At 61.6% G+C, this 12,433-nt stretch carries 10 protein-coding genes; all 10 read right to left on the reverse strand.

Translation table 11 applies throughout. The features are described from left to right. Positions 1-978, reverse strand: coding sequence for a UDP-N-acetylmuramate dehydrogenase (murB, locus tag ABIT12_RS13385; RefSeq protein WP_348040345.1), 978 nt, complete (start codon positions 976-978; stop codon positions 1-3). After that, a complete protein-coding gene (murC, locus tag ABIT12_RS13390) occupies positions 975-2,393 on the reverse strand; it encodes a UDP-N-acetylmuramate--L-alanine ligase (RefSeq protein WP_348040347.1) in 1,419 nt (472 codons plus the stop codon). The genes murB and murC overlap by 4 nt, the downstream gene beginning before the upstream one ends. Next, positions 2,390-3,505 (reverse strand): undecaprenyldiphospho-muramoylpentapeptide beta-N-acetylglucosaminyltransferase, encoded by a 1,116-nt coding sequence (murG, locus tag ABIT12_RS13395; RefSeq protein WP_348040349.1) that lies wholly within the window; start codon positions 3,503-3,505, stop codon positions 2,390-2,392. The genes murC and murG overlap by 4 nt, the downstream gene beginning before the upstream one ends. Further along, positions 3,502-4,662, reverse strand: a complete 1,161-nt coding sequence (locus ABIT12_RS13400; protein WP_348040351.1) for a putative peptidoglycan glycosyltransferase FtsW — start codon at positions 4,660-4,662, stop codon at positions 3,502-3,504. Before ABIT12_RS13400 ends, murG begins: the two co-directional genes overlap by 4 nt. A gap of 266 nt (positions 4,663-4,928) precedes the next feature. Then, entirely contained in the window at positions 4,929-6,014 is a 1,086-nt protein-coding gene (gene mraY, locus ABIT12_RS13405; RefSeq protein ID WP_348040353.1) for a phospho-N-acetylmuramoyl-pentapeptide-transferase, read from the reverse strand. A gap of 176 nt (positions 6,015-6,190) precedes the next feature. Continuing rightward, a complete protein-coding gene (gene murF, locus ABIT12_RS13410) occupies positions 6,191-7,576 on the reverse strand; it encodes a UDP-N-acetylmuramoyl-tripeptide--D-alanyl-D-alanine ligase (protein ID WP_348040355.1) in 1,386 nt (461 codons plus the stop codon). Continuing rightward, on the reverse strand, positions 7,576-9,015 hold the full coding sequence (locus tag ABIT12_RS13415) for a UDP-N-acetylmuramoyl-L-alanyl-D-glutamate--2,6-diaminopimelate ligase (protein ID WP_407065621.1): 1,440 nt from the start codon (positions 9,013-9,015) through the stop codon (positions 7,576-7,578). The genes murF and ABIT12_RS13415 overlap by 1 nt, the downstream gene beginning before the upstream one ends. A 30-nt stretch (positions 9,016-9,045) precedes the next feature. Then, positions 9,046-10,755 carry a penicillin-binding protein 2 gene (locus ABIT12_RS13420; protein WP_348040359.1) on the reverse strand — a complete coding sequence of 570 codons (1,710 nt, stop codon included), beginning with the start codon at positions 10,753-10,755 and terminating at the stop codon, positions 9,046-9,048. Next, positions 10,755-11,132: a hypothetical protein gene (locus tag ABIT12_RS13425; RefSeq protein WP_348040361.1), complete on the reverse strand. Its 378-nt coding sequence runs from the start codon at positions 11,130-11,132 to the stop codon at positions 10,755-10,757. The genes ABIT12_RS13420 and ABIT12_RS13425 overlap by 1 nt, the downstream gene beginning before the upstream one ends. Beyond that, positions 11,129-12,130: a 16S rRNA (cytosine(1402)-N(4))-methyltransferase RsmH gene (gene rsmH, locus ABIT12_RS13430; protein ID WP_348040363.1), complete on the reverse strand. Its 1,002-nt coding sequence runs from the start codon at positions 12,128-12,130 to the stop codon at positions 11,129-11,131. The genes ABIT12_RS13425 and rsmH overlap by 4 nt, the downstream gene beginning before the upstream one ends. Positions 12,131-12,433: the final 303 nt, after the last annotated feature.

Here is a 12,433-nt window from a genome sequence, read left to right on the forward strand (position 1 = left end):
TCACACCGCCCCCGTAAACACATCGCCATCCAAAAACTCACGCACCTCGGCACCGGGCGCAAAATGCCCCATGCGCCGAATTTCCCAGACCAGCGAAATCCCGGACTGCGCCCGCACCCGATTACGCACCGTCTCACCCAGCGTTTCGACATCGAGCGCCGAAGCATCATTGATATTCAGCAGGAAATTGGCATGCAGCTCGCTCATCTGCGCGCCGCCCACGATCAGCCCACGACACCCCGCCGCGTCGATCAGCTTCCAGCTCGAATGCCCCTCTGGGTTCTTGAATGTCGAGCCGCCGGTCTTGGCCTTGGTCGGCTGCGAACTTTCGCGCTTCTCGGTAATTTCGCGCATCCGGCTCAAAATCTCGTCGGGCTGCCCCGCAAACCCTTCATAGGTCGCCGAGACAAACACCGCCCCGCGCGGACCATTGGACTTGCGGTAGCGATACGCCATGTCCGCATTGCTCAGGGTAATGATCTCACCCTCGCGCGTTACCGCGCGCAGCTCGACCATGCGGTCCTTGGTTTCGGTGCCATAGCACCCGGCATTCATATACAGCGCTCCGCCAATCCCGCCGGGAATGCCGCGATAAAACGTCAGCCCGTCAATCCCCGCCTCGGCCGCCGCCGTCGCCACCTTGACGTCCGGCAGTGCCGTGCCGACGCGAATGCGATGACCATCGAGCACTTCAGTGCCGCCAAAACCTTTGCCGCTGAGCCGGATGACGACGCCATCCAGCCCCCCATCACGGATCAACAGGTTCGAGCCGAGCCCAATCGTGGTGACGCGAATATCGCGCGGCAGGTTCTTCAGGAAAAACGCCAGATCGGCCTCGTCAGTCGGGGTGAAAAACAGCTGCGCCGGCCCGCCAACGCGGAACCAGGTCACTTCGCTCAACATCTGGTTGGCAATCAAACGGCCGCGAACCTGCGAAATCCACGGCTCCAGCGTCGGGATCAGATCTGGATAACTCATTCGACATCCTTGCCCAGCAGCGCGCCCAGTTCCCCCGGCAGTGCTGCGGCCCATTGGGTAATGTTGCCAGCGCCGAGGCAGACGACATAATCCCCCTCGCCTGCCCGGCTGGCGATCAACGGCGCCAAGGCTTCAGGGCGATCGATCACCCGCGCATCGCGATGGCCGCGTGCCCGGATGCGGTTGACCAGTTCTTCATGCGTCACGCCGGGGATCGGCTGTTCGCCAGCGGCATAGACCGGGGCGATGATGACGGTGTCGGCATCGTTGAAGCAGGCCGAGAAATCATCGAACAGGTCATGCAGGCGCGAATAGCGATGCGGCTGCACCACGGCGATCACGTCGCGCTTGGCCGATTGCCGCGCCGCTTTCAGCACTGCCGAAATTTCCACCGGGTGATGCCCGTAATCGTCGATGATGGTAATGCCGCCCACCACGCCGGTCTTGGTGAAGCGGCGCTTCACCCCGGTAAAGCCCTTGAGGCCCTTGCGGATCGACTCGGCGGGGACATGCAACAGGTCGGCAACGGCGATAGCCGCCGTGGCGTTGAGCGCGTTGTGTACGCCCGGCATCGGCAGTTCCAGACCGTCGATGCGCAATTGGGTCATGCGAATGCGGTCGCGGATTTCCACGGCGAAATGGCTGACACCGTCGATGGTTTCCAGATCCACCAGCCGCACGTCGGCCTGCGGATTGGTACCATAGGTGATGACGCGCCGGTCACGGATTTGCCCGACCAGCGCCTGCACTTCCGGGTGATCGAGGCACATCACGGCAAAGCCGTAGAACGGCACGTTCTCGACGAAGTTGTGGAACGCCTTCTTGACGCCTTCGAAGTCCTTGTAGTGATCCAGATGTTCGGGATCGATATTGGTGACGATCACCACGTCGGCCGGCAACTTGACGAAGGTGCCGTCGCTTTCGTCGGCCTCCACCACCATCCACTCGCCATCGCCCAGGCGCGCATTGGTGCCATAGGCATTGATGATGCCGCCATTGATCACGGTCGGATCGAGATCGCCGGCGTCCAGCAAAGTCGCCACCAGCGTCGTCGTCGTCGTCTTGCCATGCGTGCCGCCAATGGCGATGGCGTTCTTGAACCGCATGATTTCAGCCAGCATTTCGGCGCGCCGCACAACGGGCAGACCACGGGCGCGGGCGGCATCAAGCTCGGGATTGCCCTTCTTGATCGCCGAGGAAATCACCACCACGGCAGCTTCGCGCAGGTTCTCGGCCTTCTGGCCGATTTCGACGTGGATGCCCATGTCGCGCAGGCGCTGCACATTGGGATTGGCGGCGGAGTCGGAGCCCTGCACCACATAGCCCTGATTGTGCAGGATTTCGGCGATGCCGCTCATGCCAATGCCGCCAATGCCGACGAAATGGACCGGACCAATATTGCGCGGCATTTTCATTTTGAATGTTCCAGTTCAGTTCTGCCGATGCCGGCCATGCGCTCCGCAAGGTCCGCGAGCTTCTCGACGGCGCGCGGCTGCCCCAGCGCCCGCGCTGCCTCGGCGGCCTGTTGCAAAGCCGCTGGGTCCGCTAACAATGTCGTGAGGCGAGTGCCTAGCGATTGCGGCGACAGCGTGGCCTGCTCGGCAATCCAGCCGCCGCCCGCAGCATCCACAACCATGGCGTTGTTCTTCTGATCGCCATCGATAGAGCCCGGCAATGGCACCATGATCATCGGCCGACCAAGCACGCAAACGTCCGCAATGGTTGAAGCGCCGGAGCGGCAGATCACCAGATGGGTGCGGGTAATGCGCTCAGGCAAATCCTCGAAGAACGTCGCCAGCTCAACATTGACCTTGAGCTGGCGGTAGCGCTCGGCGACCCGGTCCAGATCCTCGGCGCGGCACTGTTGCGCGATCTGCAGCCGGTGCCGCAACGCTTCGGGGATCAAGGCGATGGCTTCCGGCACGATATCGGAAAACGCCCGCGCGCCCTGGCTGCCGGCAACGACGAAGATGCGGATCGGTCCGTCCGCATCGAGCGCCGGATAGGGAACGCCGGCCAGTGCCCGCACCTTGTCGCGCACCGGATTGCCGGTGATCTGTTTTTCCAGATTGAGCCTGTCGGCAAACTTGGTGCTGTCATAGCTCATCGCCAAGACATCGGCGAAACGCCCGAGCGCGCGATTGGCGCGGCCAAGCACAGCGTTCTGCTCGTGCAGCACGCCTGGAATGCCCAGCAGGTTCGCCGCCATGAAGGGCGGGAAGGTCGGATAGCCGCCAAAGGCAATCACCGCATCGGGCTTGATCCGGCGCAGCTTGCCAATGGCGCTGCCGATGCCGCGCAGAATGGTGAGACCGCCGCGCACGAACTTGATCGGGTTTGACAGCGACGGGGTTGCCGCCGGCACCACGTGAATCTGGCGTGCCGGAAAGTTGGAGCCGTAGCTCTTGACGCGATGATCGGTCATCAGATCGATAGTGTGGCCACGACGCAGCAATTCCTGCGCCAGCGCCATGGCCGGGAAGAGGTGTCCACCCGAGCCGCCTGCCATAAGCACAAAGGTCTTCATTCGGCCGGTGCCACCGCGCTGCGATAGGCGGGAATGCCCGTCGCCATCCGCTCTTCGGGCTTGGCGCGGGTCAGCGCCAGCATCAGGCCCATGCCAAAGGCGATGGCGATCATCGACGTGCCGCCATAGGAAACGAACGGCAGCGTCATGCCCTTGGGCGGAATGAGATTGAGGTTCACCGCCAGGTTGATGCTGGACTGCAGGCCGAACTGGATGGCCAGCGTCGAGGCCGCCAGCCGCGAGAACAGGCTGGCCTGGCGCTGTGCGCCAAGCAGCGCCCGCACCACGATAAAGGCGATCAGCCCGACCAGCGCCATGCAGAACAGAATGCCGAATTCACCGGCGGCAGCCGAGAACACATAGTCGGCATGCGCATCGGGGATCAGCTTCTTGGCGATGGATTCACCCGGGCCGCGCCCGAACCAGCCGCCTTCAAGCAGCGACTGCAAGGCGCGGTCGATCTGATAGGTATTGCCGCCCCCTTCCGGATTAACGAAGGCGTCGACGCGCTTGGCAAAGTGCGGAAAAATCTTGTAGGCGCCGAACAGCAGCCCAACGGCGCCACCGGCCATGCCGAAAATGAACCACCAGGAAATCCCGGCAAGAAACATCAGCCCGGCCCAGGTCGCCAGGATCAGCGCCGTCTGGCCGATGTCGGGCTGCAACAGCAGGCCGCCGACAATCGAGAACATGATCAGCGTGGCAATGATTTTGCCCGGCACATTCTTGACCTGCATGCTTTCGGAAAACAGCCAGGCGCCCAGCACCGCGAAGGCCGGTTTGACGAACTCCGACGGCTGGATCGATTGCCCGGCAAACGACACCCAGCGCCGCGCACCCTTGACCTCGGTGCCGAACTTCAGCGTCGCCCACAGCAGGGCAATACTGATCACCAGCACCACCAGCGAAATCACTCGTGCCTGCCGATGCGACAGGAACGATGCGCCGATCAGCACCATGAGTGCCGGAACGCAGAACTCGGCGTGACGGATGATGAAGTGCCAGGGATCGAGCCCCAGACGCTCGGCCACCGGTGGGCTGGCGGCAAAACTCAAAACGATGCCGCACATCATCAGCAGGATCAGCGCGGCTAGCAATTCCCGGTCAATGGACCACCACCATTGGGCAATCGGCGTCTTTTTGGCCCGTGAAAACATCTGCGCGCCAGCCAAACGGCCAGCCTCCCGGCAAGGAAAATCTGCGCCGCATCCTAAACCGGCGATGGTTACCGATTGCTGACCGGAATTGCGTTTTGCAAAAAAGCCGGATTGCGTTGCATGGCACCAGGGCGTGCTGAGATTTAGGCCAGGCGAGTCGAAAATGGTGGTTCTCGAGAACCGGAGCGGACGTACCTATGTACGTGAGCACCGGAAGCGCAGGAACCGCCGTTTGCAGGCCGAAATGGCCTGAATCACAGCATGCCCTAGCGCAACTTCAGCGAACTCAGGCCAATCAGCGCCAGAACGAATGAAATGATCCAGAACCGGATCACCACCTGGCTCTCGGTCCAGCCAAGGTGTTCGAAATGGTGATGGATCGGGGCCATGCGGAACACCCGCTTGCCAGTCAGGCGGAACGAGGCGACCTGCACGATCACCGAGACGGTTTCGAGCACGAACAGCCCGCCGATAATCGCCAGCACGATTTCATGCTTGGTCGCCACGGCAATAGTACCCAATGCGCCGCCCAGAGCCAGCGAGCCGGTATCGCCCATGAAAATCTGCGCCGGGGGAGCGTTGAACCACAGGAAGCCCAGCCCTGCCCCGATCAGTGCGCCGCAGACCACCGAAAGCTCGGCGGTGCCGGGCACGTAATTGAGCAGCAGGTAATCCGAGAAGGTGACGCTACCCACAAGGTAGGCGATCAGCGCAAAGCAGGCTGCTGCAACCATTACCGGCACGATGGCAAGGCCATCCAGCCCATCGGTCAGGTTCACCGAATTTCCCGCCGCCATGATGACGAAGCCGCCGAACAGGAAGAAGAACCAGCCCATATTGAAGGCCAGACCCTTGACGAACGGGAACAGCAGCGACGTGGCATGGGGCGGTTCGCCCAGGCGCGATAGCGCATAGCAGGCAATGATGCCGATGACGGCTTCGATCAACAGCCGCTGCCGCCCGCCAAAGCCCTTATGGCTCATGCGTTTGACTTTGAGGTAATCGTCGTAAAACCCGATGGCGCCGAAGCCGATGGTGACGAACAGCACTACCCAGACATAGCCATTGGCCAGGTTGGACCACAATAGCGTCGAAAACACCGCGCCCGAGAGGATCATCAAGCCGCCCATGGTGGGCGTGCCCTTCTTGGTCAGCAGGTGTCCGGCGGGCCCGTCTTCACGGATCGGCTGGCCCTTGCCCTGCTTCAGCCGCAGCAGCTTGATCATCCCCGGACCGAACATGAACACGAAGAACAGCGCGGTTACGACGGCGCCAGCAGTGCGGAATGTGATGTAGCGGAAAACGTTGAACGCCGAAACGGTCTCGCCCAGCAGGCCAAGAAAATACAACATGAACGGCGCTATCCTCTGCGTATGGCGGGCGTTTTAGGGTGTGTGGGGATTCATGTCAGGACGAGGCGAAAACGGCGGTTTTCGAGAACCGGAGCGCAGCGTACGTTTGGTACGTGAGCACCGGAAGCGCAGAAAATCGTCGTTTGCAGCCCGACATCATTGAATCACCACACACCCTATTTGAATTTGTTGCGGATCGCATCGACGATGCCCGCGAGCTTCACACCATTTGACCCTTTGACCATAACTGCATCGCCATAGGCAAGATCGTTCAGGATAACGCCGTGCATCTCTTGTGCAGTGTGCGTGTGCGCCGTAACGCGGGCTCCGAGCGCTTCGGCCAGTGCCGCAATATGGTTGCCCACCAGGTAAATCCGCTCGGCGCCACTGGCGATAACGGCATCGGCAAGACCGGCGTGCAGTTGCGAACTCTGTGGCCCCAGTTCCAGCATATCCCCCAGCACCACCACCTTGCGGCCACCTGACGCCACCGTCGCGGCGAGCACATCCAGCGCCGCCACCATTGAGGCCGTGTTGGCATTGTAGCTCTCGTCGATCAGCAACAAGGGCTTGGCCGGATCGCCCAAGCGGGTCTTCAGCCCCCTGCCAGCCTGCGCGCCAAACCCGGCCAGAGCCGAGATCGCCAATGCGGGATCGATCCCCGCGAGGCTGGCGACAGCCAAGGCCGCCACGCCGTTGGCGACCATGTGGCGGCCGGGCACATTGATGATCAGGTCATAAATCGTGCCGCCATGGCCAACCTTGGCACGGGACTCATCGCCGTCGCTGACCAGCTCGATGACGCGCCAGTCGCTGCCCTCGGCAAAGCCATAGGTCACCACATTGGCGACACCAGCCGCGGCGGCCGAGGCGAGCAATTGCCCGATCTGGGCATGATCGGCATTGAGCACCGCAGTGCCGCCCGGCTCGATACCCCGGAAAATCTCGGCCTTGGCATCGGCAATGCCTTCGATCCGCCCAAAGGCTTCCAGATGCGCCGGGGCGATGGTGGTGATGACCGCAATGTGCGGCCGCACCAGTCTGGCCAGCGGCTCGATTTCCATGGGCGCACTCATGCCCATTTCGAACACGCCGAACTGCGTCGCCGCCGGCATGCGCGCCAGCATCAGCGGCACGCCCCAATGGTTGTTGAAACTCTTGATCGACGCATGGGTGCGACCCGCCGCCTCGAACACCGTGCGGATCGCTTCCTTGGTAGTGGTTTTGCCGACACTGCCAGTCACGGCGACAATCTTGCCGGCATTGCGGGCGCGGGCGGCCTTTGCGAGGTCGCGCAGGCCCTCAAGCGCATCAGGGACCAAAATGCAGCGGTCGCCGTTAACATTCGGGTCACTAATCAGTGCCGCAACGGCGCCGTTTGCTAACGCCGTGTGCACAAAATCATGGCCGTCGAACCGGTCGCCCTTGATGGCGACAAACAGCGCATCGGGCCCCAGTTCGCGGGAATCGATCGAGATCGACCCCACTGCTTTCACCCCGGGATTCGCGGCCCGCCCGCCGGTTGCCGCGAAGATTTCGTCCGAGGTAAAAAGTGGTGGCATTACAATCCCTTGAGCACCTCGGCGACAACTTCATGGTCGGAGAAATGCTGTTTATTGGCTCCCACGATCTGATAATCCTCGTGGCCCTTGCCGGCAATGAGCAGCACATCGCCCGATTTCAAATCCTTGATCGCCTGCGTGATCGCCGCTTTCCGGTCACCAATTTCCTTGGCGCCCTTGGCCGCCGCCAGCACTTCGGCGCGGATGGTCTTGGCATCCTCGGTACGCGGGTTGTCGTCGGTGACGATTATCGTATCGGCAAACTCTGTGGCGATTGCGCCCATTTGTGGGCGCTTGCCCTTGTCGCGGTCACCACCGCAACCGAACACCACCGCCAGCTTGCCCTTGGCATAGGGCCGCAGCGCCTTGAGCGCGCTGCCCAAAGCGTCGGGCGTATGGGCGTAATCGACAAAAATCGCCGCGCCCTTGTGCTCGGCAACCAGTTCCAGCCGACCCTTGGCACCCTTGAGCCCACCCAGCGCTGGAAAGGCCTGGGTGCGATCGACGCCGGTGGCCATGGCCAGCGCAGCAGCGATCAGGGCATTGCTGACCTGGAATTCGCCGGTCAGTGGCAGGTGGAAAATGATCTTTTCGCCGACATGGCGCACTTCGACCTTCTGCCCATAGCCCTCGCGCTCGATCGACAGAATTTCGATATAGGCGCCCTCACGGCCAACGGTCAGCAGCGTCGAGCCATTGCCCAGCGCCGCAAACATGAAGGGCTCATATTCGGGATCATCGACATTGACCACCGCCGGGCCACCATCCACCAGCAGATCGGTGAACAGGCGCAGCTTGGCATTGCGATAGGCGTCCATGTCCTCGTGATAGTCGAGATGATCGCGCGTCAGATTGGTGAAGGCCACAGCCTCGAAGTGGATACCATCAAGACGGCGCTGCTCCAGGCCGTGGCTGGAGGCTTCCACAGCGACATGATCGATGCCTTGCGCCTTGAGCGCCCGCATATTCTGGTGCAGCGCCCGTGCATCCGGGGTGGTGAGGCTGCCCTGGCGTAGGCCCTTGGGTGTCTCCACACCCAGCGTGCCGATGCTGGCGCCAGCAATGCCGGCTGCTTCCCATATCTGGCGAACGAAAGAGGCGACAGAGGTCTTGCCGTTGGTGCCAGTCACCGCGACGGTGATTTCCGGCTGCGGCTCGAAAATGCGCGAGGCCGCCCGGGCATAGGCCGCCCGCACGTCACTGACGATGATCACCGGCACCCCGGGATCGCCGACCGGCGCCTTGTCGGTCACCACCGCCAGGGCGCCCATGCGGACCGCGTCGTCAACGAAATCGTTGCCATGCACATGCAGGCCCGGCAGCGCGAAGAAGATATCCCCCGGCTCGATCCTGCGGCTGTCGGAATTGAGACCAAAGATCGTGCCAAGGCCCTTTTTGGGCTTGGCGCCTGAACCTTCTAGAAGTTGGGATACGCTCAATGACACTTAAGATAGTCCTTCTGGATCAATCTATCTAAGGAATGACGGTACGAGATTGGTATCAAGTGCCGGGCTGAAATCAGGTGCAATGCCCAGCATTGGCGCGACGCGTTGCACAATACGGCCGGTCATCATGCCGGCGTTCCAGCCGGCGGTGTCGCCGGACTGCGGATTTTCGATCTGCGGTTCGTCCACCACCACAACCATCGCATAGCGCGGATTATCGAGCGGAAAGGCCGAAGCGAAGACGTTGAAATTCTTGTTGGAAGAATAGCGCCCGTCCACCACCTTTTCGGCAGTGCCGGTCTTGCCGCCGACGCGGTAGCCCAGCGCTTCCTTGTTCATCTGGCTGCCCGAGCCTTCCAGCGCATTGAGGCGCATCAGATAGCGCACCCATTCGCTGGTCTGCGGCTGGATCACCCGCACGTAGGACTTTTCGGCCTCCTCGCGGGTGCGCTTGTACAGCGTTGGCGCGATATAGTTGCCGCCATTGGTAAACGCCGCCATCGCCACAGCCATATGCAGTGGACTGATGCTCAGACCATGGCCGAACGAGGCTGTTGCTGCCCCGACATCCGAAAACGTCTTGGCCACCGTTGGATTGCGCATTTCGGGAAGTTCGAACGGCACACGCGTGTCAAACCCGATCTTGGTCAAAAAGGCGCGGAAATTTTCCTTCCCCAGCGCCTGCATCACGTGAATGGTGCCGACATTGGACGAATACTTGTAGATTTCCGGCACGCTCAGAATGCGGTTCTTGCCGTGGAAGTCGGTGATGGTAAAGCGGCCGAACTTGACCCCGAAGCGCGCATCGAACTGGTCGGTCAGCTTGACCTTGCCACTATCGAGCGCCGCCGCCAGCGTCACCGTCTTGAAGGTCGAGCCAAGCTCGTAAATGCCGGCGGTAATGCGGTTGAAGCTGTCCTTGACCAGGGCCGACTTGGGATCGTTGGGGTCAAAGTCTGGCAGCGAGGTCAGCCCGATCACTTCGCCGGTATAGATATCGATCATCACGCTGGCCGCAGCGATCGCCTTGTAGCGGACCATGGCATCCTGCATTTCCTCGTACATGACGTGCTGGACGCGCATGTCGATGGACAGTTCTACCGGCGCCAGATCGTTGCCGCGCGCCAGACCGATGTCCTGCAACATGGCGACATCCTCGTTGTCGATATGCTTTTCAATACCGGCAATGCCCTGATTGTCGATGTTGACCGAGCCCAGAATGTGCGAAGCCTCACGCATACCGGGGTAAAAGCGCTTGCTCTCGGTGATGAAATCAATGCCCGGAATGCCCAATCGCATGATCTTGTCCTCCACCGACGGGGACAATTCACGCTGGATCCAGACAAAGCCCTTGTCGCCGCTCAAACGGTCGCGCAGCCATCGCTGGTCGATATCGGGCAATACGGTCGCCAGCTTCTGCACTGCTTCGTCAACATCGATGATCCGGCGCGGTTCGGCGTAAAGCGATGGCACGCGAATATCGACCGCCATCTCCAGGCCATTGCGGTCCAGGATCGGCGGCCGGGTCGCGGTGATCACGTCACGCGCCTGTCCTTCGATGGTGGAATCCTGCACCACCATGCCCAGTTGGATCAGTCGGGCGCCGACCACGCAAAATCCCATCAACAGCGCCAGGATCACCCAGCGGATACGGGCCTGGGTAAGGTTGACGCGCGCCTTGCGGGTGCCGTCAAGCGCGATGGTCGGGAGCAGTTCGTCAGTCATCGCGGCCATTAGTTCAGCCCCTGCAGAATGGCGTCGATCGGATCGACCCCGGCATCGAGCGACTCGAACAATGCATTGAGCCCCTGATTGTCGGGCGCGGCCGGACGCATCGCCAGATCGGTGAACGAGCCGAACTGCTTCTGCTTCACTGGCCCCAGCCCCAGGGCTTCCTGATGCCGCTTGACGATTGGCTCGATATGACCCGGCTGGTTGAGTGCCGCCCAGTCCGCGCGGAGCAGCGACAGGTCGCTCTCCTGCGTGTCGATCATGGCGATCAGCGCAATCTTCTCATTGGCGGTGTGTTCGATCGAGAATTTCAGCCCATACACGGTCGCCAGCGCAATGATGCTGGTGACCATCAAGATGATATTGAGGTTGCGGATCATGCCGTGCCTCGCACAACCGGTACACCGAGACCTTCGGAACGGACCGGCCGCGCGGCCACATCCGAACGACGCCCTGCCCGCAGGATCGACGAACGCGACCGCGGATTGCGACCCAGTTCCTCGGCGCCCGGCTTGATCGCTTTGGCAATGTCGATCCAGCGCCGCGCTTCGGTCTGCACCTGCGGCAGATGGCGCGACTGGGTCGGCGCACCCTTGTCCGGGTCAAAGAAGCGTTTAACGATGCGGTCTTCCAGCGAATGGAAGGTGATTACGGCCAGCGTACCGCCCTCGCCCAGCAGGCGCTCGGCGGCGAACAGGCCTTCGACCAACTGGTCGAACTCGCCATTGACGGCAATGCGCAGCGCCTGAAAGCTGCGCGTCGCCGGATGCGCATCGCCCGGCTTGCGGCCAATGGCCTTCTCGATGATCTTGGCCAGTTCCAGCGTCGTCGTGATCGGCGCGGTCTCTCGCGCGGCGATAATGAACTGGGCGATACGGCGCGATTTGCGTTCTTCGCCAAAGGCGTACAGCAGATTGGCAAGTGCATCGGTTTCCAGCGTATTGACCAGATCAGCAGCACTTTCGCCATCAGCCCCCATCCGCATATCGAGCGGGCCTTCGCGCATGAACGAGAACCCGCGCTCGGCCTGATCGAGCTGCATCGAGGAAACGCCGATATCGAGCACCACGCCATCCACTGCGCCATGATCGGCCGCAAGACTGTCGAGCTCGGAAAACGTTCCGGCGACAAAGGTGAACTGCTGGGGGTAGTCCGCGCTCAAGGCAGCGGCAAACGGGGCAACGCTGGGATCGCGATCAATGGCAATGACATTGGCGCCTGCGGCGAGCAGCGCACGCGAATAGCCACCGGCACCAAATGTGCCGTCGACAATGCGCTTGCCGGCCAATGGCGACAGGGCCTCGATCACCTCGTTGAGTAAAACGGGGATATGGGGCCCGGCGGCTTGGCTGCTGTCGGGCATCGAACGCTTGCCCATCTCTGGCGGAACTCCACTTCCGGTCGCCGACCGGCACGCAATCCGCGGCTGTCGCGGGACTGCACGCACTTTGACCAAGGACGTTTAAGATTCTGTTTCCCATTCCCGTTTTGCAAGAATTTAAGGTGATGGATGAGTCGTGGGTGAGTCTGGCATCTGCGGCCAGCCCTTCCCTCCCCTCCCCCCTTGTGGGAACTGTTTACCTACGATCCTTTTTGGATTCTTGTGCTGTGCAAGTGATTTGCTCAGGAGGATGGGATGGATTGTCCCCGGTGTGGTGGTGCGCATCTGATCAGGCGCGGT

It is taken from the genome of Devosia sp. (genome assembly GCF_039927955.1).
In the GTDB taxonomy this organism is placed as follows: Bacteria; Pseudomonadota; Alphaproteobacteria; order Rhizobiales; family Devosiaceae; genus Devosia.

What these genes read in the sequence shown, in the direction of transcription:
- murF (WP_348040355.1), bottom strand. Translation starts at nt 7,576, where the DNA reads ATGCCACCACTTTTTACCTCGGACGAAATCTTCGCGGCAACCGGCGGG.
- mraY (WP_348040353.1), bottom strand. Translation starts at nt 6,014, where the DNA reads ATGTTGTATTTTCTTGGCCTGCTGGGCGAGACCGTTTCGGCGTTCAAC.
- ABIT12_RS13425 (WP_348040361.1), bottom strand. Translation starts at nt 11,132, where the DNA reads ATGATCCGCAACCTCAATATCATCTTGATGGTCACCAGCATCATTGCG.
- ABIT12_RS13400 (WP_348040351.1), bottom strand. Translation starts at nt 4,662, where the DNA reads ATGTTTTCACGGGCCAAAAAGACGCCGATTGCCCAATGGTGGTGGTCC.
- rsmH (WP_348040363.1), bottom strand. Translation starts at nt 12,130, where the DNA reads ATGGGCAAGCGTTCGATGCCCGACAGCAGCCAAGCCGCCGGGCCCCAT.
- murC (WP_348040347.1), bottom strand. Translation starts at nt 2,393, where the DNA reads ATGAAAATGCCGCGCAATATTGGTCCGGTCCATTTCGTCGGCATTGGC.
- murB (WP_348040345.1), bottom strand. Translation starts at nt 978, where the DNA reads ATGAGTTATCCAGATCTGATCCCGACGCTGGAGCCGTGGATTTCGCAG.
- ABIT12_RS13420 (WP_348040359.1), bottom strand. Translation starts at nt 10,755, where the DNA reads ATGGCCGCGATGACTGACGAACTGCTCCCGACCATCGCGCTTGACGGC.
- murG (WP_348040349.1), bottom strand. Translation starts at nt 3,505, where the DNA reads ATGAAGACCTTTGTGCTTATGGCAGGCGGCTCGGGTGGACACCTCTTC.